Raw genomic sequence first — 23,388 nt, forward strand, 5'->3', positions numbered from 1 at the left:
AAACAGGAGACGACCAAGCTTCCGCGCAACCGGCGTACGGGCGACGCTGCCCCGGAAGCCGCGAAGGAGGGAACTTCACCTTTAGGAGGCCAGCGTGCCTGAAGCACCGACGATCGACGGCGGCAACACCGTTTGGCTGCTGGTTTCGACCGCGCTCGTGCTGCTCATGACGCCCGGACTGGCGCTGTTCTACGGCGGGCTCAACCGGGCCAAGGGCGTGCTCAACATGATGATGATGAGCTTCTCCGCCATTGGGCTCATCTCTGTTCTGTGGTGGTTCTACGGTTTCAGCGTCGCCTTCGGGACGGACGTGAACGGCTTCTGGGGCGACCCGGGGGCGTACCTCGGCACCAAGACCTTCCTGGCCGAGACCGACCTGTGGGGCGCCACGGCGGAGAACCCCAGCGGCATCGGGGTCCCGCTCTACGTGTTCATGGCGTTCCAGATGGTCTTCGCGGTGATCACCGTCGCGCTGATCAGCGGCGCGATCTCCGACCGCGCCAAGTTCGGCGGCTGGCTGCTGTTCGCCTTCGGGTGGGCCACGCTGGTCTACTTCCCGGTCGCCCACTGGGTCTGGGGCGGCGGCATCATCGGCGGCGACATCCACGCGCTGGACTTCGCCGGCGGCACCGCCGTGCACATCAACGCCGGTGCGGCGGCCCTGGCCGTGGCGCTGGTGCTCGGCAAGCGGCTCGGCTGGCCCCGCGAGGGCATGAAGCCGCACAACATCCCGCTGGTCGCGCTCGGCGCGGGCCTGCTCTGGTTCGGCTGGTTCGGGTTCAACGCCGGCTCGGAGCTGACCGTCGACTCGGTCGCCGGCCTCGCCTTCATCAACACCCAGCTCGCCACCGCCGCGGCGGTGCTCGGCTGGCTCGCGGTGGAGTGGATCAAGGACAAGAAGCCGACCATGGTCGGTGCGTCCTCCGGCGCGGTCGCCGGCCTGGTCGCCATCACCCCGGCCTGTGGCTTCATCGCCCCGTGGGCCGCGGTCCTGCTCGGCATCGTCGCCGGTGCGGTCTGCGCCCTCGCCATCGCCCTGAAGTACAAGCTCGGCTACGACGACTCCCTCGACGTGGTCGGCGTGCACTTCGTCGGTGGCTGGATCGGCTCGCTCTGGCTCGGCCTGTTCGCCACCAACTCGGTCAACTCCGCGATCACCGACGTGGTCGGCGCCTCCGACGGCCTGTTCTACGGCGGCGGGGTCACCCAGCTCGGCCGCCAGGCCATCGCCGGCCTGATCGTGACCGTCTGGTCCTTCGGGATCGCCTGGCTGCTCGCCTTCGCGATCGAGAAGACGATCGGCTTCCGCCTCAAGCCCGAGGCCGAGGTCGAGGGCATCGACCTCGCCGAGCACGCCGAGAGCGGTTACGACCTCTCCGTGGCCGGTGGCAGCGGCGGCGGCAGCGCCTTCGCGCTCGCCGGGATCGGGACGCCGGCGGGCGCCGGCACCAAGCCGGCCTCGGACGAGTCCGAGCCGGTCAGCGAGAAGGTCGCCGGTTAACGTTCCTGGGATGGAGGGGTTGGACATGAAGCTGGTGACCGCGGTCATCAAGCCGTACCAGCTGGACGCGGTGAAGGAGGCCCTGCACGCCCTCGGCGTGGCCGGGCTGACCGTCAGCGAGGTCCAGGGCTACGGCCGGCAGAAGGGGCACACCGAGGTCTACCGGGGTGCCGAGTACACGGTCGAGTTCCTGCCCAAGATCCGGGTCGAGGTGCTCACCGACGAGATCGACGTCGAGAAGATCGTCGACGCGATCGTCAGCGCCGCCCGGACCGGCAAGATCGGCGACGGCAAGGTGTGGGTGACCGGCGTCGAGGACGTCGTCCGCGTCCGCACCGGCGAACGCGGCCTGGACGCCCTCTAGGCCGGCCCGCATAGATGACCTCGTTGATCAGGGGAGACGCGTCGGACAGCGCCGGCGACGGTGACGCGGACCTCCTGGTCAACGAGGTCGTCGGCGTTCCCGGGGGGATCGGGGACGCCGCACGCCGGGCGCGGGCCGCCGCCTTCGACCGGTGGCTGACGCCGCTGCTGCCCGACCGCCCCGGCATCGCGCTGGTCGCCGTGGGCGGGCTCGGGCGGCGGCAGTGCGCCCCGTACGGCGACCTCGATCTGGTGCTCGTGCACGCCGGGGTGCCCGGCATGGACGAGCTTGCCCCCAAGCTGTGGTATCCGATCTGGGACGCCGGCCTGCGGCTCGACCACTCGGTGCGGACCCTGGCCGAGGCCCTCTCCGTGGCCCAGGACGACGTGAAGGTCGCCCTCGGCCTGCTCGACGCCCGCTACGTCGCCGGCGACCGGGAACTCGCCGACACCCTGGCCCGCACCGCCGCCGACCACTGGCGGCGCACCGCCGTCCGCCAGCTGCCCGCCCTGCGGGAGATCACCGAGGCCCGCTGGCAGGCCCACGGCGAGCTGGCCTTCCTGCTCGAAGGCGACCTCAAGGAGTCCGCCGGCGGGCTGCGCGACGTGGGCATCCTGCGCGCCATCGCCACCGCCGGCATCACCGACGCGCTGCGCCCCGCCGTCCGGGCCGCCCACCTGCGCCTGCTCGACACCCGCGACGCCCTGCACGCGCAGGCCGGCCGCCGCGTCGACCGGCTCGTCGCCCAGGAACGCGACGGCGTCGCCGCCCGGCTCGGCCTGCGCCAGCCGGCGGGCGACGCCGCCTCAGGGGCCGTGGCCCCGCACGACGGCGACGTGCTGCTGCGCCGCGTCGCCGGCGACGCCCGCACCGTCAGCCACGCCCTCGACGACGCCTGGCGGGCCGCCGACCGGCTGCGCTCCCGCCGCCGGGGGGCCGACCCCCGCCCGGCGCGCCGCCCGGTCGCCCGGGACGTCGTCGAGCACGACGGGGAACTGGTGCTGGCCCGCACCGCCATCGGCGCGCGCCCCGACCCGAGCCTGTCCCTGCGGATGGCCGCCGCGGCGGCCACCACGCGGCTGCCCATCGCCCGGGCCACCTGCGAGTGGCTGGCCGCCTACTGCCCGCCGCTGCCGTCGCCCTGGCCGGCGGAGGCCCGCGCCGCGCTCATCACCCTGCTCGGCGCGGGGCCCGGCCTCGTCCCCGCCTGGGAGACCTGCGACCGGTACGGGCTGATCGACGGCTGGCTGCCCGAGTGGACCCGGCTGCGCAGCCTGCCCCAGCACAACCCCGTGCACCGCTACACCCTCGACCGGCACCTGGTGCAGGCCGCGTACGAGGCGAGCCGGCACACCCGCGACGTGGACCGGCCGGACCTGCTGCTGCTCGGCGCGTTCCTGCACGACGTCGGCAAGGGGCTGCCCGGGGACCACAGCACCGTCGGCGCGCCGCTGGCCGAGGCCGTGGTGGCCCGGATCGGCCTGCCCGAGCCCGAGGTGGCGCTCATCGGCACGCTGGTCCGGCTGCACCTGCTCCTGCCCGACGTGGCCACCCGCCGCGACCTGTCCGACCCGGTGACCATCGCCCGGGTCGCCGAGGCCGTCGGCGACGGCGCCACCCTCGACCTGCTGCACGCCCTGGTCCGCGCCGACGCGGCGGCCACCGGCCCGGCCGCCTGGTCGGACTGGAAGGGCCGCCTCGTCGCCGAGCTGGTCGCCCGGGTCCGCACCGCGCTGGACACCGGCGTGCTGCCCGCCCCGCCCGACCCCGACCCGGCGCTGCTCGACGGGCCGCTGCCGGTCGTACACCTGACGGGGGACCGGGTGGCGGTGGCCGCGGCGGACCGGCGCGGCCTGCTCGCGACGGTGGCCGGCTGCCTGGCCCTGCACCGGCTGGAGGTGCTCTCCGCCGACGCCTCGACCGTCGACGGCCGGGCCCTGGTGGAGTGTCGGGTGCAGCCCCGCTACGGCCTGCCGCCCGACCCGATCGCGCTCGCCGGTGACCTGCGCCGGGCGGTCGCCGGGGACGTCTCGGTCACCCAGCGGCTGCGCGGCCGGGCGCTGGCCGCGCGCGGCTCCGGCGCGGCCCCCCGGGTCGTGTGGCACCGGGACGCGGCCACCGACGCGGTGGTGCTGGAGCTGCGCGCCGCCGACGCGGCCGGTCTGCTCTACCGGGTGACCTGCGCCCTCGACGAGGCGGGCGCGCAGGTGCGCGCGGCCCGGATCTCCACCCTCGGCGGGGACGTGGTGGACGCGTTCTACCTGGTGGGCGGCTGGCCGCCGGACGACGAGCGGGCCCGCCTGGAGGCCGCCGTCCTCGCTGCGGTGTAAGGAGGGGCCCCTTGTTAACGCTTCTGGTAGAGGAAGGGCCCCCTGCTAACCGCCGATCCCCGCGAGCGCGGTGCCGGGCGGGCCGGAGCGCGGGTGCGGCCGGCGGGCTACCCTAGCCATGGCCGGACACCTGCGCCCGGTCGCGTTGTGCCCGCCGAAACACTGACAAACGGGATGTTCGCGTGTTTGACACCTTGAGTGACCGCCTCTCCGGGATCTTCACCAAGCTCCGCGGCAAGGGCCGGCTCACGGACGCCGACATCGACGCCACGGCGCGCGAGATCCGCCTGGCGCTGCTGGAGGCCGACGTCGCCCTGCCGGTGGTCAAGGGCTTCATCGCGAACGTCAAGGAGCGGGCGCGCGGCGCGGAGGTCTCCCAGGCGCTCAACCCGGCCCAGCAGATCGTCAAGATCGTCAACGAGGAGCTGATCAACGTCCTCGGCGGCGAGGGGCGGCGGCTCCAGTTCGCCAAGCAGCCGCCGACGGTGATCATGCTCGCCGGCCTCCAGGGCTCCGGCAAGACCACCCTGGCCGGCAAGCTGGCCCGCTGGCTCAAGGCCCAGGGGCACCAGCCGCTGCTGGTCGCCGCCGACCTCCAGCGTCCCAACGCCGTCGGGCAGCTCCAGGTGCTCGGCGGCCGGGCCGGCGTCGAGGTGTACGCCCCGGAGCCCGGCAACGGCACCGGCGACCCGGTGCAGGTGGCCCGCGCCTCGATCGAGCACGCGAAGCGGGCGGCCCGGGACATCGTCATCGTCGACACCGCCGGCCGGCTCGGCATCGACGCCGAGATGATGCGGCAGGCGGCCGACATCCGTGACGCGGTCGACCCCGACGAGGTCATCTTCGTCATCGACGCGATGGTCGGTCAGGACGCCGTACGCACCGCCGAGGCGTTCCGCGACGGCGTCGGCATCACCGGCGTGGTGCTGTCGAAGCTCGACGGCGACGCCCGGGGCGGCGCCGCGCTGTCGGTGCGCGAGGTGACCGGGCAGCCGATCCTGTTCGCCTCCACCGGCGAGAAGCTGGAGGACTTCGACGTCTTCCACCCCGACCGGATGGCCAGCCGGATCCTCGGCATGGGCGACGTCCTCACTCTGATCGAGCAGGCCGAGGCGGCCTTCGACTCCGATCAGAAGGAGAAGATGACCGCCAAGCTGATGGGCGGCGAGCAGTTCACCCTGGAGGACTTCCTCGACCAGCTCATCGCGGTGCGCCGGATGGGCCCGATCGCCAACGTGCTGGCCATGATGCCCGGCATGGGGCAGATGAAGGACCAGCTCGCCGAGCTGGACGACAAGCACTTCGACCGGGTCACCGCGATCATCCGGTCGATGACCCCGGCGGAGCGCACCAACCCGAAGATCATCAACGGCTCGCGCCGGGCCCGCATCGCCAACGGCTCGGGCGTCACCGTGATGGACGTCAACCAGCTGCTCAACCGCTTCGCCGACGCGCAGAAGATGATGAAGCAGATGGGCGGCATGATGGGCCTGCCCGGCGGCGGCCGGCGCAAGGCGACCAAGTCGCCGAAGAACAAGCGCAAGGGCACCAAGGGCGGCAACCGGCCGCGTACCGGGGCGGGCGCGGGGATGCCGGGCGGGTTCCCGGGCGGAATGCCGCAGCTCCCGCCGGGCCTGGACCCGGGCGACCTGGCCGGCGGCCAGGGCCTGCCCCCGGGCTTCAAGCTGCCGAAGATCGACTTTAACAAGTTCGGCAAGGGCGACGGCCGGCCCCGCTGACGCGTGTCGGTGACGGTGGGCGACGGCCTCGACGCTTAGAGTGGTCGTCGCCTCCTGGGAGGAGATGTCATGACCGCAGCGCCCATCCTGCCCGAACGGCACGAGTGGACGGTCGACGACCTCGGCGACCTGCCGAAGGACCTTCCGTACGAACTGATCAACGGAAGGTTGATCGTGCCGTCGCCGACTGCCCTGCACCAAGAGTTGTGCGTGGAGCTGCTGCTCACGCTTCGCGTCAACTGCCCGCCGGAACACCTGGTGAGCTTCGACCTGTCGATGCGGGTCGACCGCCGCAACGAGCCGCGCCCCGACGTCGTCGTCATCCGCCGCCGGCACGCCGACCGCTCGCCCGTCCCCGTCGAGGATGCGCTGCTCGCCGTGGAGGTCGTCTCGCCGACCTCCACCTTCCGCGACATGTACGACAAGGCGAAGGTCTACGCGCACGCCGGGGTCCGGTCGTACTGGGTGGTGGACCCGCTCCAGGAGCGCGTCACGCTGACGGAATACGCGCTCGCCGCCGGTGGCCGGGAGTACGAGCAGATCACCCACACCGAGGACCTCTTCGTCACGGAGCTGCCGTGGAAGGTCTCCGTCGACCTGCCGGCCCTGACCGTCCGCCGGGACGGGCTGCTCGCCACGGAGGGGGAGTGATCGGGTAGGACTGTGCGCATGGCTCTGCATGTGCGCGGTGTGCTCCTGCCCGACGACGAGGTCCGGGACCTGTGGCTGGTCGGCGACCGGGTCACCTTCGACCCGGTGCCCGGCGCGGAGACGATCGTCGACGGCGGTTTCGTGCTCCCCGGGCTGACCGACGCCCACTGTCACCTCGGCATCGCCCGGGGCGGCGCCCCGATCACCTCCCTCGACCAGGCCCGCGCGGCGGCCCACGTCGACGTCGACGCCGGGGTCCTCGCCATCCGGGACGCGGGTTCGCCGTACCCGTACCCCGAGCTCGACGACGACCCGGGGCTGCCGCGACTGGCCCGCGCGGGCCGGCACGTCGCCCCGCCGCGCCGCTACCTGCGCGACATCGGGGTCGAGGTCGACGCGCCGCAGGTGGCCGCCACCGTCGCCGCACAGGCCGCCGCCGGCAACGGCTGGGTCAAGCTGGTCGGCGACTGGATCGACCGGGGTGCCGGCGACCTCGCGCCCGCCTGGGACGCCGACACGATGACCGCCGCCGTGGTCGCCGCGCACGCCGCCGGGGCCCGGGCGGCGGTGCACACGTTCTCCGAGGCGGGCGTCGAGATCATGGTGCGGGCCGGGGTGGACTCCGTCGAGCACGGCACCGGGCTGAGCCTCGACCTGATCGACCTGATGGCCCGGCAGGGCACCGCCCTGGTCCCCACGATGATCAACATCCGGACGTTCGGCGGGATCGCCGAGCAGGCCCGCGCGAAGTTCCCCGGGTACGCCGATCACATGCTCGCCCTGCGCGACCGCTTCCCCGAGGTGGTCCGGTCGGCGTACGAGGCGGGGGTGCCGATCTACGTCGGCACGGACGCGGGCGGCGGCATCGATCACGGGCTGGCCGCCGAGGAGATGCTGTTGCTGCACTCCCAGGCCGGCATGCCGGCGGTGGACGTCCTCGCCGCCGCCTCCTGGCGGGCCCGGGAGTGGCTCGGCTTCCCCGGCCTCGTCGAGGGCGGCCTGGCCGACCTCACGGTCTATCCCACCGACCCCCGCCGCGACCTGGGCGTGGTGCGCACCCCGAGCCGCATCGTCCTGCGCGGCCGGGTGCTGCGCTGACCGTCGCGGCGCCGCCCCGCGCGGCGCTGGTCAGGGGAGCGCGGGCCAGGGAGGCGTGGGGCCAGGGGGCGGGGGTCAGGGGAGCGGGGCGAAGAGGCGGGTGGCCAGCGTGGCCAGGGCGTCGGCGGTCTGCTCGACGGGGGAGCGGGGCAGCACGATGTGGCTGACCACCAGCCGGACGACGGTGTCGGCGGCGAACGCCAGCGCGGCCGGGTCGGCGGCGGGCAGGTGGCCGCCGGCCCACTCCAGCAGCGCGGCGGTCGACTCGGTGAGCACCAGCTCGGCGCGCGTCGTCAGGTAGGGCAGCAGCTCGTCGGACCCGCCCCGGGCGCTGGTCAGGATCGCCTTGATCAGCGGGTTGTCGGCCGCCGCGGCGAGGGTGTGCGCGATCGCCGCGTACGCCGCCGCGCGCAGGTCGTCGCCGTGCTCGTCGAGGCGGGCCCGCACGTCGGTGACGAACCGGTCCACCTCGCGCCGGGCCAGCGCCTCGGCCAGCCCCGCCTTGGTGCCGAACTCGTTGTAGACCGTCTGCCGGCTCACCCCGGCGGCGGCGGCCACCCCGCCCATCCGCACGCCGTCCCAGCCCTCGGCGATCGTCTGCGCCCGGGCGGCGTCGACGATGCCGTCGCGCAGCCGCTGCCGGGCGGCGTCCCTCACTTCACCCATCGTGGCCGAAGTCTACGGCCGGCCTGAGTGGTGTCGTGGCCCGCGCGCCGCCGAACGGGCCCTTGCCGCGCCGGGTGACGATCCGGCCCCGGCGGGGACGGCGCGGGGCGGGAGCGCGCCCGATGACGGCGTCGTGTGGCGGGGCGCATAGGATGTGCGGTCATGGCACGCGTGCTCACTCCCCGTGCGGAGGACTTTCCCCGCTGGTACCAGGACCTGATCGCCAAGGCGAAGCTGGCCGACAACGGCCCGGTCCGCGGGACCATGGTCATCCGACCGGCCGGCTACGCCATCTGGGAGCGGATGCAGGCCGAGATGGACGCCCGGATCAAGGCGGCCGGCGCGGAGAACGCGTACTTCCCGCTGTTCATCCCGGAGAGCTACCTCAAGCGCGAGGCCGAGCACGTCGAGGGCTTCTCGCCGGAGCTGGCGGTGGTCACCCACGGCGGCGGCAAGCAGCTCGCCGAGCCGGTGGTGGTGCGCCCCACCAGCGAGACGGTGATCGGCGAGTTCATGGCCAAGTGGATCGACTCCTACCGGGACCTGCCGCTGCTGCTCAACCAGTGGGCGAACGTGGTCCGCTGGGAGCTGCGCCCACGCGTGTTCCTGCGCACCAGCGAGTTCCTCTGGCAGGAGGGGCACACCGCCCACGCCACCCGGTCCGACGCCCGCGCGTACGCCCGCAAGATCCTGCACGAGGCGTACGAGGACCTGATGGTCAACGTGCTCGGCATCCCGGTCGTGGTGGGCCTCAAGACCGCCCGGGAGCGCTTCGCCGGGGCCACCGCCACCTACACGTGCGAGGGCATGATGGGCGACGGCAAGGCCCTCCAGCTCGGCACGAGTCACGAGCTGGGGCAGAACTTCGCCAAGGCGTTCGACATCAGCTACTCCTCGGCCGAGGGTGGCCGGGAGCACGCGTGGACGACGTCGTGGGGCACCTCGACCCGGATGCTCGGCGGCCTGATCATGGCCCACGGCGACGACAACGGCCTGCGGGTCCCGCCGAAGCTGGCGCCCGTGCAGGCGTACGTGATGATCGTCAAGGACGGCGAGGGCGTCGGCGAGGCGGCGGCCAAGCTGCGCGACGGCCTGCGCGACGCCGGGGTCCGGGTCGCGCTCGACGACCGCACCGACACCGCGTTCGGCCGCCGGGCCGTCGACGCCGAGCTGCGTGGCTATCCGGTACGCGTGGAGGTCGGCCCCCGCGACCTGGCCGCCGGCAACGCGGTCGTGGTCCGGCGCACGGACGGCTCGAAGTCCCCGACCCCGGTCGCCGACGTGGTCGGCGCGGTGCTGGCCGCCCTGGAGGCCGACCAGCGCGCCCTGCACGATCAGGCCCTGGACCACCGCCGGTCCCGCACCGTGGAGGTGGCCACGCTCGCCGAGGCGATCGAGGCGGCCGCCACCGGCTGGGCCCGCGTGCCGTGGTCGGCGGTCGGCGTGGCCGGCGAGGCCGAGGCGAACGGCCAGGGCGTGACGGTGCGCTGCCTGCTGCGCGCCGACGGCTCCGTCCCCGACTCGGAGGACGAGCCGGACCTGGTCGCGATCCTGGCCCGCGCCTACTGACCCACCGCCGTGGAAAGAAGGGCGGCCGGCCGGTGCCGCCAGCCAGACCGATAGGGTCGGTGCCATGAGGTTCGCGCCCGGCCGGCTGATCGTGCACCGCAACGTCCGGCACGGCCGGATCGGCTGGGCCCGGACGGGGCGGGTGGTCAGCGACGACGAGCGCGGCCTGCTGCTCTACGTCGCCCGCGACTCCCCGGTGGCCAACGAGGTGACCGCAGCCGGGCTCGGCATGCGGGCGGTGCCGTTCACCGAGTGGATCACCTCGTCGTACCGGTTGGCCCACGGGCGGTGGAACGGGCCGGCGCTGCTGAAGTTCCTGCCCGTGGGCGAGGCGCACTCCGTCTGGTGGTTCTCCGACGCCGCCGGCCGGTTCAGCCACTGGTACGTCAACCTGGAGGAGCCCGGCGTGCGCTGGGACGACGGTGACCTGGCCGGGGTGGACATGGTCGACCAGGATCTCGACGTGGTGATCCGGCCCGACCGCACCTGGGAGTGGAAGGACGAGGAGGAGTTCGCCGAGCGGCTGGCCTTCCCCGCCCACTACTGGGTGGCCGACGAGGCCGCGGTCCGGGCCGAGGGGAAGCGGGTGATCGCCCGCGCCGAGGCCGGGGAGTTCCCGTTCGACGGCACCTGGTGCGACTTCGTCCCGCCGCCCGGCTGGGACGTGCCGAGCGCGCTGCCGCCGGGCTGGGACCGCCCGCCCGCCCGCTGACGACGAACCACCACAAACGGCGCGAAACGCGCGTTCCGGTGCCGCTGGGCGGCGGCCCGGCCGGCCGATGTGAGGAATCCCGGCCCGATCTGGCAGAATGGGTCGCTGGTATCCGGCGCGCGTCCGGCGCCCTCTACCCCGGGCGCGTCGCCAGTCCACCGAGCAGTCTCCGGCCCAACCCCACTGTGCCGGTCGGCGCTCACCCGTGCACCGCCCGGACCGGGCCGGTGAGATCGCAACAGGAGCGAAACAACTGTGGCCGTAAAGATCCGGCTCCTGCGGATGGGCAAGATCCGCAACCCGCAGTACCGCATCGTCGTCGCCGACTCGCGCTCCAAGCGTGACGGTCGCGCGATCGAGTTCGTCGGTGTGTACCAGCCGAAGGAGGACCCTTCGGTGATCGAGGTCAAGTCGGAGCGGGTCCAGTACTGGCTGTCCGTCGGCGCGCAGCCGAGCGACGCCGTGCAGCGCCTGCTGGAGCTGACCGGTGACTGGCAGAAGTTCAAGGGCCTGCCGGCCCCGCCGCCGCTGAAGGTCGCCGCCGAGCGCGCCGACCGCAAGGCGGCGTACGAGGCCGAGGCGAAGGCCGCCGCCGGCCTGGCCGACGCCCCGACGAAGCCGGCCAAGAAGGCCGCCAAGGCCGAGGCCCCGGCCGCCGAGCAGGCGCCGAAGGCCGAGGAGCAGCCCGCGGCGGACGCCGCCGGCGAGCAGGCCTGACATGGCACTGCGTCCGGCGCTTGAGCACCTGGTCAAGGGCATCGTCGACCACCCGGACGACGTCCGGGTCCGGCTGGTCGACAACCGTCGGGGCAAGCGGCTGGAAGTCCGCGTGCACCCGGAGGACCTCGGCACGGTGATCGGGCGGTCCGGCCGGACCGCCAAGGCGCTGCGCCAGGTGATCGGCTCCATCGGTGGGCGCGGCGTGCGCGTCGACATCGTCGACTCGTACTGATGCGGCTCATCGTCGGCCGGATCGGCAAGCCGCACGGCATCCGTGGTGAGGTCACCGTCGAGGTGCGCACCGACGAGCCCGAGGCACGCTTCGCGCCCGGCTCGGTACTCGCTACCGAGCCGGGCGCGACGCCGCCGGCCAACCCGGCCCCCGGCCCCGGCGTGCCGTTCCGGGTCCCGGCCGCGCTGACCGTCGAGTCCGCCCGCTGGCACCAGGGGCGGCTGCTGGTCGCCTTCGAGGGCGTGCTGGAGCGCGACGTCGCCGAGGCGCTGCGCGGCACCCTGCTGGGGGTGGACAGCGCCGACGTCGCCCCGCCGGAGGACCCGGAGGAGTTCCACGACCACCAGCTCGTCGGGCTGGCGGCGGTCACCCCGGCCGGTGAGCACCTCGGCGAGGTGGTCAAGATCGACCACGCGCCCGCGTCCGACCTGCTGGTGCTGCGCCGCCCCGAGGGGCGCACCGCGCTCATCCCGTTCGTCAGGGCGATCGTGCCCGAGGTCGACCTCGCCGGCGGTCGCGTCGTCGTCGACCCGCCCGGCGGCCTGCTCGACCTCTAGGCCCCTGGAGCACCCGCGCATGCGCGTCGACGTCGTGTCGATCTTCCCCGAGTACCTCGCCCCGCTCGACCTGTCGCTGATCGGCCGGGCCCGGGCCGCCGGGACGCTGCGGCTGGCCGTACACGACCTGCGGAGCTGGACCCACGACGTGCACCGCACGGTCGACGACACGCCCTACGGCGGCGGGCCCGGGATGGTGATGCGGCCCGAGCCGTGGGGCGAGGCGCTCGACGCCCTCGCCCCGGCCGAGCTGGCCCCGGACGGCGTGACCCTGCCCCGGCTGCTGGTGCCGTCGCCGGCCGGCGAGCCGTTCACGCAGGCCATGGCGCACGAGCTGGCCGCCGAGTCGCACCTGCTCTTCGCCTGCGGCCGGTACGAGGGCATCGACCAGCGGGTGCTCGACCACGCCGCGACCCGGATGCGGGTGACGGAGGTCTCCCTCGGCGACTACGTGCTCTTCGGCGGCGAGGTGGCCGTGCTGGTGATCCTGGAGGCCGTGACCCGGCTGCTGCCCGGGGTGCTCGGCAACGCCGGCTCGCTCGACGACGAGTCGCACGCCCACGGGCTGCTGGAGGCGCCGATGTACACCAAGCCGGCGAGCTGGCGCGGGCACGAGGTGCCGGAGGTGCTGCGCTCCGGCGACCACGGCCGGATCGCCCGCTGGCGGCGCGACGAGGCGCTGACCCGCACCGCCGCCCGCCGGCCCGACCTGCTCGCCGCGCTCGACCCGGCGAGCCTGGACAAACGGGACCGGGCGGCCCTGGACCGGGCCGGATTTCCGCTGCCGGCGGGGGATGTGGCAAAGTAGGGAGGTTGCCGTGACCGCCCGCGCCGCGGGCGGCTGCGAGGATCCTCGACCGGGGCCGCCCGCGGTCGCCACCCGGGGATCAGAATCACCCATCCGCGCACCGACTGACGGTGCGCCGTGAGCCTCACGAGGACGCAGCGATGAACATCCTGGACGCCCTTGACGCCCAGTCGAAGCGGGTCGACATCCCCCAGTTCCGCGCCGGTGACACCGTCAAGGTGCACGCGCGGGTCGTCGAGGGCAGCCGGTCCCGGGTCCAGATCTTCCAGGGCGTCGTCATCCGCCGCCAGGGTGACGGCCTGCGCGAGACCTTCTCGGTCCGCAAGATGAGCTTCGGCGTGGGTGTCGAGCGGACCTACCCGGTGAACAGCCCGGCGATCGACCGGATCGAGATCGTGACCCGTGGCGCCGTGCGCCGCGCCAAGCTCTACTACCTGCGCGAGCTGCGGGGCAAGAAGGCCAAGATCAAGGAGCGCCGCGAGAAGCAGCCTAGCTGACTTCCCGCTCGCCACGCCGCCTGAGCTGCGCGGATGTCGTACGGGCCCGGCCCGGTTACGCTGGTCGCACGGGCGCAGGCGGGCATCGATGCGTCGCGGCGTCAGCCGTGGTCGCGGATCGTCCCACTACCGCCCGTGGGGCCTCGTCGAGGCTCCCGGGCGGTAGTGGCGTTTCTGCGAACCGGGGAGTGGCATGGTGCGCACGCTTGACGAGGGCGACGCGGTCGATCCGTGGCGTCGGCGGGAACGACGGTCCCGCCGGCAGATGCCGCTGTGGCAGGAGCTGCCGCTGCTGTTGGTCGTCGCCTTCTGCCTGGCGGTGCTGATCCGCACCTTCCTGCTCCAGGCGTTCTTCATCCCCTCCGGCTCCATGGAGGACACCCTGCTCGTCAACGACCGGGTGCTGGTCAACAAGGTCGTCTACGACGTCCGCGACCCGCAGCGCGGCGAGGTGGTGGTCTTCCGGGGCACCGACAAGTGGGTCGCCCAGGAGGTCCAGGAGCCCGAGCCCGGGATCGTCGGCAAGTTCGGCCGCACCGTCGGCGACCTGGTCGGCGTGAGCCGCCCCGGCGAGAAGGACTTCATCAAGCGGGTGATCGGCGTGCCCGGGGACCGGGTCCGCTGCTGCGACGCCCAGGGCCGGGTCACCGTCAACGACATCCCGCTCGACGAGCCGTACGTGATCCGCGACTCGCCGCTGGACCTGCCGCCCAACCCCGCCGAGTGCCGGTCGCGGCGCTTCGACGAGGTGGTCGTCCCGCCCGGCCAGATCTTCGTCATGGGCGACCACCGGCTCGTCTCCCAGGACGCCCGCTGCCAGGGCCCGGTGCCGATCGAGAACGTCGTCGGCCGGGCGTTCGCGGTGGTCTGGCCGTCGTCGCGGTGGGCGTCGCTGCCGGTGCCGGAGACCTTCGCCACGGTCACCGGGCCCACCCCGGCGGCCGGGCAGCCCCTGGCCCCGGTGCGGCCCAGCGGCACGGGCGGTGTGCTGCTGCTCCTGCCGGTCTCGGCCGCGCTGTCCGTTCTCGCGCGTTCCGGGCGGCCGGTCCGCCTGCGGCGACGTAGGCTCCACCCGTGATTGACGAGCAGACCGACAAGAAGAGCGGCTCCTTCTGGAAGGAGCTGCCCATCCTCCTGGGCGTGGCGATCCTGGTAGCGGTGCTGGTGCGGGCCTTCGTGCTCCAGACCTTCTACATCCCGTCGCCGTCCATGGAGAACACTCTCCAGATCAACGATCGGGTGCTGGTCAACAAGCTGGTCTACGACTTCCGGTCACCGCACCGGGGCGAGGTCGTGGTGTTCAAGGCACCGACCGAGTGGAGCGGCAACCCCGACGGCGAGGACTTCATCAAGCGGGTGATCGGCGTCGGCGGCGACCACGTCGTCTGCTGCGACCCGCAGGAACGGCTCATGATCAATGGCAAGCCGATCGACGAGCCGTACATCTACTCGGCCAACGGCCAGCAGGACAAGGCCGCCGACCAGGAGTTCGACATCACCGTGCCGCAGGGGCGGCTGTGGGTGATGGGCGACCACCGCTCGGCGTCCGGCGACTCGCTGGAGCACTGGCAGCAGTCGGGTCAGAACATCGACAGCGCCACCATTCCCGAGGACCAGGTGGTCGGGCGGGCGTTCACCGTCTTCTGGCCGGTCGACCGGGCCACGTGGCTCACCGTGCCGAAGTCGTTCGACGACGTACCCAACCCCTGATCGGCCCGCGCGACCCCAGCGGCCCCCGGGTGGGCATGGGCGTCCGGCGCGGCGTCTGGCAGGCTGGGACGGTGACGGTCTACACCCCCCGACGCGCGGCGCGCGTGCTGCTCGTCGACGCCGCCGGCCGGGTGCTGCTCCTCGCCGGGCACGACCCGGCGCGGCCCGACCACCGATACTGGCTGACCCCCGGCGGCGGGCTGGAGCCGGGGGAGTCCCCGGCGGCGGCCGCCGCCCGGGAGCTGGCCGAGGAGACGGGCCTGCGGCTGACCCCGGCCGAGCTGGGCGAGCCGGTGGAGCAGGAGCGGATCCGCTTCCCGTTCGGCGCCGCCTACTACGAGCAGGAGCAGCAGTTCTTCCTGGCCCGCGTGGCGGGGTGGGAGGTCGACACGGCGGGCCTCGACGCCGTCGAGCGGGCCAGCATCACCGGGCACCGCTGGTGGCCGCTCGACGAGTTGGCGGCCACGACCGAGCGCTACTACCCGGCCGACCTGCCGGCGTTGCTGCGCCGGGCGCTCGCCGCGCGCCCCGAGCCGGCCGACCCGCCGCCCGCCCCCGCCGGGTCCGCCGCCCCCGCCGGGTCCGCCGACGTCGGGTCCACCGCCGGGGGCGCGCCGTGCTGACCCCGCCGCGCACCGTCGTGCGCCGGGAGGCCGGGCTGTACGCGCTGGAGCGCGCCCTGCAACGCCGGGGCTTCCGGCACGTGGCCGGCGCCGACGAGGCCGGGCGCGGGGCCTGCGCGGGGCCGCTCGTCGCCGCGGCGGCGGTGCTGCCGGAGGGGCGGCGGGGCGAGATCGACGGGCTGGCCGACTCCAAGCTGCTCACCCCGGCCAGCCGGGAGCGCGTCTACGACCAGGTGGTCGCCCGCGCCCTCGCGTACGCGGTGGTGGTGATCCCGGCCGACGAGGTCGACGCCCGGGGCCTGCACGTGTGCAACCTCGCCGCGATGCGCCGGGCCCTCGCCTCGCTGGCCACCCGGCCGGACTACGTGCTGACCGACGGCTTCGGCGTCGACGGCCTGGACGTGCCGGGGCTCGCGGTGTGGAAGGGCGACCGGGTGGCGGCCTGCGTCGCGGCGGCCAGCGTGCTCGCCAAGGTGACCCGGGACCGGATCATGGTCGAGCTGGACGCGTCGTACCCCGGCTACGGCTTCGCCGAGCACAAGGGCTACGTCACCGCGGAGCACACGGCGGCCCTGCGGGAGCGCGGCCCGTGCCGGGAACACAGGTTCTCGTACGTCAATGTGGCCACCGTTTCCGGCCTGGACGGGCGGCCACCCAGATCCCGCCGTCCGGTGGGTGCGCGGCCGGTCGAGCCGATGGAGCGTTTCGACGTGTCAGGGGGTACCGTCGGCGTGGCGTTGGGCGAGCAGCCCCGACCTCCCGCGCCGGTGGGGGAGGATGTGGTCATGGAAGGCGGAGTGCGATGAGCGCGGAAGATCTCGAGAAGTACGAGACCGAGATGGAGCTCCAGCTCTACCGGGAGTACCGCGACATCGTCCGTCAGTTCTCGTACGTGGTGGAGACGGAGCGCCGCTTCTACCTGGCCAACCAGGTGGACCTGCACGTGCGCAACTCCGACGGCGAGGTCTACTTCGAGGTCGAGATGCACGACGCCTGGGTGTGGGACATGTACCGTCCGGCCCGGTTCGTCAAGAATGTCCGGGTGATGACGTTCAAGGACGTCAACGTCGAGGAGCTGGAGAAGCCCGACATCTCCCTGCCGGCCGACTCCGGCTTCGGCGGCTGACGACCGCACCGTAACCGCCCCGTCGGGCGTCGGGCGTCGGGCTCCACCCGATCCGCGCTCTGCCTCCCGGCTGCGCCAGCCGTCGGGCCCCACCCGATCCGCGCCCTGCCGGCTGCGCCAGCCGTCCCCACCGCCACCGCGCCCCGCCGCCGCCCGCCGGGCGGCGGAGCCCACCCCGCCGACCCCCACGCCGCCCCGCCGGCGGTGGCCGCGTCCACCGGCTCCGCCCGACGCGGTCCGCGCCCACCGGCCATAGCAGATCATCGGGCCGGGCGGGGGTTGTCCACAACGACGCCGGCTGTCCACAGGCGAGCCGTGGCCGGTGGCGGCCACCCCGGCCTTCCGGCACGCTGCCGGACATGCGGACGAGGCACGCGCCGGGCGGTCCCGGCCCGGACAGGAGCAACGGCACGGGCGGCCCCGGCGCGGGCCGGACCGGGGGCGCGGGCCGGGTCGGGGGCCGTCGTGGTAGTCGAACGCGGCGTCGAAGCGCGCCGGCCCCGAACCGACTACGGCCGGCGGCGGCCGCCGGGGTCGTCCTCTGCGGCCTCGGCCTCGCCCTCGCCGCCGCTGCCGCCCCCGGCCCGGTCGCCTCGATCCTGGTCGTCGCCGGTGCGGCCGTTCCGACCCCGGTCGCCGTCGACCCCGTCGTCGCCGGTCCGGTCGTCGCCGGTCCGGCCGCTGTCGGTCCGGTCGCGGTGGGCCCGGTCGTCGCCGGCCCAGGTTCCGGACTGCCTGCCTTCGGGTGGCCGCTCGACGGGGTGCCGCGACCCGCCCGCCGCTTCGAGCCGCCGCCGCAGCCGTGGCTGCCCGGGCACCGGGGCGTCGACCTGATCGCCGAGCCGGGTGCCGTGGTCCGCGCCGCCGGGCCCGGGGTGGTGCTCCACGCCGGGCAGGTCGCCGGCCGACCGGTGATCACCGTCGGGCACAGCGCCGGGCTGCGGACCACCTACGAGCCGGTGACGCCCGGCGTCCGGGTCGGCGACCGGGTGGCCGCGGGGGCGTCGCTGGGCCGGCTGGAACCCGGGCACGCGGGCTGCCCGGACCGGGCCTGCCTGCACTGGGGCCTGCGCCGGGGCGAGGAGTACCTCGACCCGACGGCGCTGCTCGGCCTCGGCCCCGTCCGGCTGCTGCCGCTCTGACCGTCGCCCCCCTGGCCCGGGACGCTCGGCTGCCCCGGTCGCGCTCGCCGCAGCGGGCGTCACGCCGGCGACCTGGCGGCAGCCGGGTCCCACGGCGCCCCCATGCCGCCGGCAGGGCGGCAGCCCGGTCCCACGGTGCCCCCGTGCCGCCGGCACGGCGCGGCCGTCAGGGTCTGGCGGCATGGCGGGAAGGGGGCAGCACGGGTCGGTCGTCAGCGCCGGGCGAGCAGCGCCGGCAGCCGGGCGGCGAGGCGTTCGTACTCGTCCGGGGTGTTGTAGACCTGGCCGCACACCCGCAGCCAGCCGCGACCGGCCCAGGCCATCACCGCCACCTCGGCCGACAACTCCTCGGCGATCCGTTCGCGCAGCGCGCGGGCGGCGTCGATCGTGGTGGCCAGCCCGTCCGGCAGCGGGACGATCCGCATGGCGACCGTCGGCCCGCCGGGCTCCGGCAGGTCGGCCGGCGGCACCCCCAGCGCGTCCCCCAGCACCCGCTGCCCGTACGCGGCAAGCGCGGCGTTGTGCGCGCGTACCCGCTCGACGCCGAGGCTGCGCAGGGTCCAGACGCCGGCCGGCGCGGCGAGCCACGACGTGTAGTCCAGGGTCGCCTGCCACTCGACGTTGCCGGGGAAGCCGGCATCCTGCTCCCACGAGACCACCAGCGGCTCCATCCGGTCACGCCACGGCGACGCCACCACCAGCGCGGCGGTGCCGCGCGGGGCGTACCCCCACTTGTGCAGGTTGCCCACCCAGAAGTCCGCGCCGATGCCCGCCACGGGGGTCGCCAGCATGCCCGGCGCGTGGGCGGCGTCAACGAGCACCGGCACCCCGTGGGCGTGCGCCGCCGCGACGACCTCGGCGACCGGGAACAGGCGGGCGGTGGCGGAGGTGAGCTGGTCGACGACGAGCAGCTTCGTGCGGCCGGGGCGCAGCCCGGCGCGGACGATCTCGACGACCTGTTCGTCTGTCGCGGTCAACGGCACCGGCAGGATGCGCCGGGTCGCCCCGGTGCGGCGGCACTCGCGGTCGACGGAGAAGCCGACCGCGCCGTAGCCGTGGTCGGTGGTGACCACCTCGTCGCCGGGGCGCAGGCCCAGCGACTGGAGCACCACGGCGACGCCCGTGGTGGCGTTGCCGACCAGGGCGGTGCCGTCCGGGTCGGCGCCGAGGAAGGCGGCCAGGTGCCGGCGGGTATGGGTGATCCGGTCCACCAGGCTGAGCCCGAAGAAGCGCAGCGGGTTCGCCTCCATCTCGTCGCGCAGCCGCTGCTGGACGCGCTGCACGTTGACCGGCACCGCGCCGAACGAGCCGTGGTTGAGGTGGCTCACCGCCGGGTCCAGCGAGAAGAGCAGCCGGGCACCGGGAAGGGGGTCGGGCGGCTGCGGCGCGCTCATCCGATGATCGTAGCCGGGCACGGTGGGCGGTGCCCCCCGACGAGGACCGGGCCGCGCCGGGCCCCCGCCGCCGGGGCGGGAGGCCGGCTCAGGCGCGCGGGTGGGCCTGCCGGTACGCGGCCCGCAGCCGCTCGACCGACACGTGGGTGTAGATCTGGGTGCTGCCCAGCGACGAGTGCCCCAGCAGCTCCTGCACCGCCCGCAGGTCCGCGCCGCCCTCCAGCAGGTGGGTGGCGGCAGAGTGGCGCAGCCCGTGCGGGGTGGTCCGGGGCAGACCGGCGGCCTCGGCGTGCCCGGCGACGACCCGCCGCGCCGTCGTCGGGTGCAGCCGCCCGCCCCGCGCCCCGAGCAGCAGGGCGTCGCCCGAACCGGGACCCGCCAGGGCGGGCCGCCCGGCCCGCAGCCACTCGTCGAGGGCGTGTTGCGCCGGCACCCCGTACGGCACGGACCGTTCCCGGGCGCCCTTGCCGAGCACCCGCACCACGCGGCGGCCGTGGTCCACGTCGGCGGTGTCCAGGCCGCATGCCTCGCTGATCCGCACGCCGGTGGCGTAGAGCAGTTCGAGCAGGACCCGGTCCCGCAGCAGCACCCCGTGCGCCACCGCCGCCTCCCGATCCCCGCCGCCGGTGGGCCCGGCCGGGGGGACCCGGGCGGAACCGGGTCCCGCCGCGGGCGCGCCGGCCGCCGGGGCCCCGGGGCCGGCCGGCGCCCGCATCAGGGCGGCCGCCTGGTCGGCGCGGAGCACCGTCGGCAGCTCCCGGTGGGCGCGGGGGCTGGCCAGCGACGCGGCCACGTCGGCGGGGGCCAGCCCGGCGCGCTGCGCCCACGCGCTGAAGGCGCGCGCCGCGGCGGCCCGCCGCGCCATCGTGGTGCGGGCGGCCCCGGTCGTGCGCTGCTTCGCCAGCCAGCTGCGCACCACGCCCAGGTCGAGGTCGGCCACCTCGGCGCAGCCCATCCGGGCGGCGTGGTCGAGCAGGGAGACCAGGTCGCCGACGTACGCGCGGACGGTGTGCGCCGACCGGTTGCGCACCCGGGCCAGGTGGTCGGCGAAGTCGTCGACCGCCTCCCGCATCGGCGTGGGCAGGGCCGCGTGCGTCGCCCTGCTGCCGGGACCGGCGCGGCTCACCGGGGACAGCCCCGCGTGCCCGCCGCCCGCCGCCGCGCCCGTCCGTAGCCTCGCACCGGCCCAGCTTACGGGCGCGCGCCGAGCCCGGCCGGGCACCGACGCGGAGCAGGACCGGCACCCGTCACGTCCCCGACGCCGGCGCGGCACCGGTGGCCAGCGCGTATCCGTCGGCGCGGCGGCGCACCAGGCCCAGCTCCTCCAGCAGGGAGAGCTTGCGCAGGGCGGTCCTGACGTCCACCCCGGCGCGCGCGGCCAACCGGTCGACGCCGGTCGCCCCGCGCCGGGGCATCGACTCCAGCACCTGCGTCGCCTCGTCGTCGAGCAGGTCCCGGGGTCGATGCGGGGCGCGCGCGGGCGGGGCGAGGTCGGCACCGATCCGGCCGACCTCCTCCAGCACGTGCGCCACGCCGGTGACCAGCCGGGCCGACGGGTGCTCGCGCAGCAGCTCGTGGGCGCCGACCGACATGGCGGAGGTGACCGGCCCGGGCACCACCATGGCGTGCCGGCCGGCGGCGAGGGCCCGGTTGAGGGTCTGCGTCGCTCCGCTGCGGGCCGACGCCTCCACCAGCACCGTCCCCCGGGTCGCCGCCGCGATCACCCGGTTGCGGACGAGGAACCGGGGGCGCAACGGCTCCGCCCCGGGCGGCCACTCGCTGACCAGCAACCCGGCCTCGCCGATGCGGTCGAACAGCGCGGCGTTGCCCATCGGGTACGGCCGGTCGATCCCGCAGGCGAGCACCGCCACCGTCAGCCCGCCCGCGTTGAGCGCGCCCCGGTGCGCCGCCGCGTCGATGCCGAACGCGCCGCCGGAGACCACCGTCCAGTCCCGGTCGGCCAGCCCGTAGCCCAGCTCGGTGGCGACGTGCACCCCGTACGGGGTGGCGGCCCGCGCGCCGACCACCGAGACCGCCCGGTCCAGCGCGTCGCCGAGCGGCCACGCGCCACGCACCCAGAAGCAGAGCGGAGGCGCGGTCTCGACGTCCACCCGGCGGGTGGTGCCGGGCAGGGCCAGCCGGCGCAGGTGCTCGACGGTGGCGGGCCACTCCCCGTCGGCGGGGATGACGAGCCGGGCCCCCAGCCGGACCGCGCGGGCCAGGGCGTCGGCCGCCACGGCCCGGGCGTCCCCGTGCCGGCTGCGGGCGGCCACGGCGGCGCGCAGCCGATCCTCCGGCGCCCCGCCGCCCAGCAGCAGCTCCAGCGCGCCGACCGCGCCGAGCTGCTCGACCAGCCGGTGCACCGACCGGGTGCCGGGCTCGGTCAACCAGGTCAACGCCACCCGGGCCAGCCGGTCGTCGTCGCTGCTCACGCTCCGTCCCCCATTCTCAGTTGCAGCGCCTCCCGGACGTCGTCGGCGTGCGGGCGGTCCCGCCCGTCGAGGTCGGCGACCGTCCACGCCAACCGGACGACCCGGTCGAAGCCGCGCGCCGACAGCGACCCGGAGTCGAGCCGCCCGCGCAGCTCCCGGGTGTCCCGTTCGGGCAGCCGCCACGGCGGCCGGCGCAGCCGGGGGCCGGGCACCTCGGCGTTGACCCGCCAGCCGCTGTCCGCCCAGCGGTCCGCCGCGACCCGGCGGGCGGCGGCCACCCGGGCCGCGACCGTCGCCGACGACTCGCCCGTGCCCCCCGCCTCCATGAGCTCCGCCGCCCGCAGCGGCGGAAGGGTCACCTGCACGTCGATGCGGTCCAGCAGCGGGCCGGAGAGCCGGCCGAGGTAGCGCCGACGGGCCAGCGGGGAGCACTCGCAGTACGTGTCGCCGGCCGGCCGCGCGCACGGGCAGGGGTTGGCGGCGAGGACGAGCTGCGTGCGGGCCGGGTATTCGGTGCCGCCCCGGCTGCGGGCGAGCTGCACCCGGCCGTGCTCCAGCGGCTGCCGCAGCGCCTCCAGGGCCCCCTTGCCGAACTCCGGCGCCTCGTCGAGGAACAGCACCCCACGGTGGGCGAGCGACACGGCGCCGGGGCGGGCCAGCCCGGACCCGCCGCCGACCAGCGCGGCCACCGTGGCGGTGTGGTGCGGGGCCTGGAACGGCGGACGGCGCAGCAGATGGCCGTGGGCCGGCAGCAGCCCGGCGATCGAGTGCAGCGCGGTGACCTCCAGCGCCGCGTCGTCGTCGAGCTCGGGCAGGATCGACGGCAGGCGCTCGGCGAGCATCGTCTTGCCCGCGCCGGGCGGCCCGAACAGCGCCAGGTGGTGCCCGCCGGCGGCGGCCACCTCCAGGGCCCGCCGGCCCAGCGCCTGCCCGGCCACCTCCGCCAGGTCCGGCCCGCCCGGCCCCTCCGCCGGGGCGGGGCCGGGCGGCTCGATCAGCGGCGTGCCGTCCCGGACGAAGCCGACCAGCCGGTGCAGCGTGTCCACGGCGCGGACCCGGACGCCCGGGATGACCGCCGCCTCGGCGGCGTTGCCCACCGGGACGACCACCCGGTGCAGCCCGGCCCGCGCGGCGGCGGCCACCATGGGCAGCACCCCGCGCACCGGCCGGACGGTGCCGTCGAGCCCCAGCTCCCCGAGGACCACCACCCGTTCCAGCGGCAGCAGCGGCAGCTCCCCGGAGCCGCCGAGCAGCGCCACCGCGATCGCCAGATCGAAGGCCGAACCGAACTTCGGCAGCGTGGCCGGCAGCAGGTTGAGGGTGATCCGCCGGTTGGGCCAGCGCTGGCCGGAGTTGACGATCGCGGCGCGCACCCGGTCGCGGGCCTCGTGCAGGGCGGTGTCCGGCAGGCCGGAGATCGCCACGGCCGGCAGCCCCGGGGCGAGGTCGGCCTCCACCTCCACCACGTGCCCGGTCACCCCGACCAGGCCGACGCAGAGCACCTTCGCGTAGCTCAC

The 23,388-nt window shown here is 75.2% G+C and carries 24 protein-coding genes; 19 read left to right on the forward strand and 5 right to left on the reverse strand.

Features of this window, described 5'->3' with window-relative positions; translation table 11 throughout:
• The first annotated feature begins 94 nt into the window (after nucleotides 1-94).
• The 6 genes from O7633_RS28180 to O7633_RS28205 all read left to right on the forward strand — a co-directional run bounded on the left by O7633_RS28180 (nucleotide 95) and on the right by O7633_RS28205 (nucleotide 7,683).
• Nucleotides 95-1,501: an ammonium transporter gene (locus O7633_RS28180; protein WP_074473815.1), complete on the forward strand. Its 1,407-nt coding sequence runs from the start codon at nucleotides 95-97 to the stop codon at nucleotides 1,499-1,501.
• A 25-nt stretch (nucleotides 1,502-1,526) separates the two neighbouring features.
• Complete coding sequence (locus O7633_RS28185) at nucleotides 1,527-1,865, forward strand: P-II family nitrogen regulator (RefSeq protein ID WP_176734818.1); 339 nt, start codon at nucleotides 1,527-1,529, stop codon at nucleotides 1,863-1,865.
• 14 nt (nucleotides 1,866-1,879) lie between these two features.
• Nucleotides 1,880-4,195 (forward strand): [protein-PII] uridylyltransferase, encoded by a 2,316-nt coding sequence (locus O7633_RS28190; protein ID WP_282324553.1) that lies wholly within the window; start codon nucleotides 1,880-1,882, stop codon nucleotides 4,193-4,195.
• 182 nt (nucleotides 4,196-4,377) lie between these two features.
• On the forward strand, nucleotides 4,378-5,934 hold the full coding sequence (ffh, locus tag O7633_RS28195) for a signal recognition particle protein (RefSeq protein WP_178063786.1): 1,557 nt from the start codon (nucleotides 4,378-4,380) through the stop codon (nucleotides 5,932-5,934).
• A gap of 69 nt (nucleotides 5,935-6,003) precedes the next feature.
• Complete coding sequence (locus O7633_RS28200; protein WP_282324555.1) at nucleotides 6,004-6,585, forward strand: Uma2 family endonuclease; 582 nt, start codon at nucleotides 6,004-6,006, stop codon at nucleotides 6,583-6,585.
• A gap of 18 nt (nucleotides 6,586-6,603) precedes the next feature.
• A complete protein-coding gene (locus tag O7633_RS28205) occupies nucleotides 6,604-7,683 on the forward strand; it encodes an amidohydrolase family protein (RefSeq protein ID WP_282324556.1) in 1,080 nt (359 codons plus the stop codon).
• A gap of 75 nt (nucleotides 7,684-7,758) precedes the next feature.
• On the opposite strand, the gene O7633_RS28210 is transcribed toward O7633_RS28205, so the two are convergent.
• Nucleotides 7,759-8,349, reverse strand: coding sequence for a TetR family transcriptional regulator (locus O7633_RS28210; protein ID WP_278132903.1), 591 nt, complete (start codon nucleotides 8,347-8,349; stop codon nucleotides 7,759-7,761).
• A gap of 162 nt (nucleotides 8,350-8,511) precedes the next feature.
• Here O7633_RS28210 and proS point away from each other — a divergent pair, with 162 nt between their 5' ends.
• The 13 genes from proS (at nucleotide 8,512) to O7633_RS28275 (ending at nucleotide 18,045) form a co-directional block, all read left to right on the forward strand.
• Nucleotides 8,512-9,918: a proline--tRNA ligase gene (gene proS, locus O7633_RS28215; protein ID WP_282324557.1), complete on the forward strand. Its 1,407-nt coding sequence runs from the start codon at nucleotides 8,512-8,514 to the stop codon at nucleotides 9,916-9,918.
• Between the two features lie 64 nt (nucleotides 9,919-9,982).
• Nucleotides 9,983-10,630, forward strand: coding sequence for a DUF402 domain-containing protein (locus O7633_RS28220; protein WP_282324558.1), 648 nt, complete (start codon nucleotides 9,983-9,985; stop codon nucleotides 10,628-10,630).
• A 255-nt stretch (nucleotides 10,631-10,885) separates the two neighbouring features.
• Nucleotides 10,886-11,347 (forward strand): 30S ribosomal protein S16, encoded by a 462-nt coding sequence (rpsP, locus tag O7633_RS28225; RefSeq protein WP_074473823.1) that lies wholly within the window; start codon nucleotides 10,886-10,888, stop codon nucleotides 11,345-11,347.
• Between the two features lies 1 nt (nucleotide 11,348).
• Entirely contained in the window at nucleotides 11,349-11,582 is a 234-nt protein-coding gene (locus O7633_RS28230; RefSeq protein WP_036374728.1) for an RNA-binding protein, read from the forward strand.
• The gene (rimM, locus tag O7633_RS28235; protein ID WP_074473824.1) at nucleotides 11,582-12,139 is read left to right on the forward strand and encodes a ribosome maturation factor RimM; all 558 of its coding nucleotides are present in this window, start codon (nucleotides 11,582-11,584) and stop codon (nucleotides 12,137-12,139) included. Before O7633_RS28230 ends, rimM begins: the two co-directional genes overlap by 1 nt.
• Nucleotides 12,140-12,158: 19 nt before the next feature.
• Entirely contained in the window at nucleotides 12,159-12,947 is a 789-nt protein-coding gene (trmD, locus tag O7633_RS28240) for a tRNA (guanosine(37)-N1)-methyltransferase TrmD (RefSeq protein ID WP_178063790.1), read from the forward strand.
• A gap of 140 nt (nucleotides 12,948-13,087) precedes the next feature.
• Entirely contained in the window at nucleotides 13,088-13,444 is a 357-nt protein-coding gene (gene rplS / locus O7633_RS28245; protein WP_043962345.1) for a 50S ribosomal protein L19, read from the forward strand.
• 193 nt (nucleotides 13,445-13,637) lie between these two features.
• A complete protein-coding gene (gene lepB / locus O7633_RS28250) occupies nucleotides 13,638-14,522 on the forward strand; it encodes a signal peptidase I (RefSeq protein WP_178063791.1) in 885 nt (294 codons plus the stop codon).
• Complete coding sequence (gene lepB, locus O7633_RS28255) at nucleotides 14,519-15,154, forward strand: signal peptidase I (protein WP_282324559.1); 636 nt, start codon at nucleotides 14,519-14,521, stop codon at nucleotides 15,152-15,154. The genes lepB (O7633_RS28250) and lepB (O7633_RS28255) overlap by 4 nt, the downstream gene beginning before the upstream one ends.
• A gap of 71 nt (nucleotides 15,155-15,225) precedes the next feature.
• Nucleotides 15,226-15,777 carry an NUDIX domain-containing protein gene (locus tag O7633_RS28260; protein ID WP_282324560.1) on the forward strand — a complete coding sequence of 184 codons (552 nt, stop codon included), beginning with the start codon at nucleotides 15,226-15,228 and terminating at the stop codon, nucleotides 15,775-15,777.
• Nucleotides 15,771-16,583 carry a ribonuclease HII gene (locus tag O7633_RS28265; RefSeq protein WP_074473828.1) on the forward strand — a complete coding sequence of 271 codons (813 nt, stop codon included), beginning with the start codon at nucleotides 15,771-15,773 and terminating at the stop codon, nucleotides 16,581-16,583. The genes O7633_RS28260 and O7633_RS28265 overlap by 7 nt, the downstream gene beginning before the upstream one ends.
• Nucleotides 16,580-16,903 (forward strand): DUF2469 domain-containing protein, encoded by a 324-nt coding sequence (locus O7633_RS28270; RefSeq protein ID WP_007075222.1) that lies wholly within the window; start codon nucleotides 16,580-16,582, stop codon nucleotides 16,901-16,903. Before O7633_RS28265 ends, O7633_RS28270 begins: the two co-directional genes overlap by 4 nt.
• Nucleotides 16,904-17,499: 596 nt before the next feature.
• Nucleotides 17,500-18,045, forward strand: a complete 546-nt coding sequence (locus tag O7633_RS28275) for a M23 family metallopeptidase (RefSeq protein ID WP_282328669.1) — start codon at nucleotides 17,500-17,502, stop codon at nucleotides 18,043-18,045.
• 212 nt (nucleotides 18,046-18,257) lie between these two features.
• Here the strand turns inward: O7633_RS28275 and O7633_RS28280 are convergent, their stop codons facing one another.
• The 4 genes from O7633_RS28280 to O7633_RS28295 form a co-directional block, all read right to left on the reverse strand.
• Nucleotides 18,258-19,439 (reverse strand): aminotransferase class V-fold PLP-dependent enzyme, encoded by a 1,182-nt coding sequence (locus O7633_RS28280; RefSeq protein WP_282324561.1) that lies wholly within the window; start codon nucleotides 19,437-19,439, stop codon nucleotides 18,258-18,260.
• A gap of 88 nt (nucleotides 19,440-19,527) precedes the next feature.
• Nucleotides 19,528-20,511: a tyrosine recombinase XerC gene (locus O7633_RS28285; RefSeq protein ID WP_282328670.1), complete on the reverse strand. Its 984-nt coding sequence runs from the start codon at nucleotides 20,509-20,511 to the stop codon at nucleotides 19,528-19,530.
• Between the two features lie 175 nt (nucleotides 20,512-20,686).
• Nucleotides 20,687-21,871 carry a DNA-protecting protein DprA gene (locus O7633_RS28290; protein WP_282324562.1) on the reverse strand — a complete coding sequence of 395 codons (1,185 nt, stop codon included), beginning with the start codon at nucleotides 21,869-21,871 and terminating at the stop codon, nucleotides 20,687-20,689.
• On the reverse strand, nucleotides 21,868-23,388 hold the full coding sequence (locus O7633_RS28295) for a YifB family Mg chelatase-like AAA ATPase (RefSeq protein ID WP_282324563.1): 1,521 nt from the start codon (nucleotides 23,386-23,388) through the stop codon (nucleotides 21,868-21,870). Before O7633_RS28295 ends, O7633_RS28290 begins: the two co-directional genes overlap by 4 nt.

The organism is Micromonospora sp. WMMD712 (genome assembly GCF_029581295.1).
GTDB lineage: Bacteria > Actinomycetota > Actinomycetes > Mycobacteriales > Micromonosporaceae > Micromonospora > Micromonospora carbonacea.

Bases quoted from the DNA above. Each gene is read 5' to 3' on its own strand.
- O7633_RS28285 (WP_282328670.1), bottom strand. From the start codon at position 20,511: ATGCGGGAGGCGGTCGACGACTTCGCCGACCACCTGGCCCGGGTGCGC.
- O7633_RS28205 (WP_282324556.1), top strand. From the start codon at position 6,604: ATGGCTCTGCATGTGCGCGGTGTGCTCCTGCCCGACGACGAGGTCCGG.
- O7633_RS28200 (WP_282324555.1), top strand. From the start codon at position 6,004: ATGACCGCAGCGCCCATCCTGCCCGAACGGCACGAGTGGACGGTCGAC.
- O7633_RS28185 (WP_176734818.1), top strand. From the start codon at position 1,527: ATGAAGCTGGTGACCGCGGTCATCAAGCCGTACCAGCTGGACGCGGTG.
- trmD (WP_178063790.1), top strand. From the start codon at position 12,159: ATGCGCGTCGACGTCGTGTCGATCTTCCCCGAGTACCTCGCCCCGCTC.
- O7633_RS28270 (WP_007075222.1), top strand. From the start codon at position 16,580: ATGAGCGCGGAAGATCTCGAGAAGTACGAGACCGAGATGGAGCTCCAG.
- O7633_RS28230 (WP_036374728.1), top strand. From the start codon at position 11,349: ATGGCACTGCGTCCGGCGCTTGAGCACCTGGTCAAGGGCATCGTCGAC.
- lepB (WP_178063791.1), top strand. From the start codon at position 13,638: ATGGTGCGCACGCTTGACGAGGGCGACGCGGTCGATCCGTGGCGTCGG.
- O7633_RS28210 (WP_278132903.1), bottom strand. From the start codon at position 8,349: ATGGGTGAAGTGAGGGACGCCGCCCGGCAGCGGCTGCGCGACGGCATC.
- O7633_RS28280 (WP_282324561.1), bottom strand. From the start codon at position 19,439: ATGAGCGCGCCGCAGCCGCCCGACCCCCTTCCCGGTGCCCGGCTGCTC.
- rimM (WP_074473824.1), top strand. From the start codon at position 11,582: ATGCGGCTCATCGTCGGCCGGATCGGCAAGCCGCACGGCATCCGTGGT.
- O7633_RS28190 (WP_282324553.1), top strand. From the start codon at position 1,880: ATGACCTCGTTGATCAGGGGAGACGCGTCGGACAGCGCCGGCGACGGT.
- rplS (WP_043962345.1), top strand. From the start codon at position 13,088: ATGAACATCCTGGACGCCCTTGACGCCCAGTCGAAGCGGGTCGACATC.
- O7633_RS28220 (WP_282324558.1), top strand. From the start codon at position 9,983: ATGAGGTTCGCGCCCGGCCGGCTGATCGTGCACCGCAACGTCCGGCAC.
- proS (WP_282324557.1), top strand. From the start codon at position 8,512: ATGGCACGCGTGCTCACTCCCCGTGCGGAGGACTTTCCCCGCTGGTAC.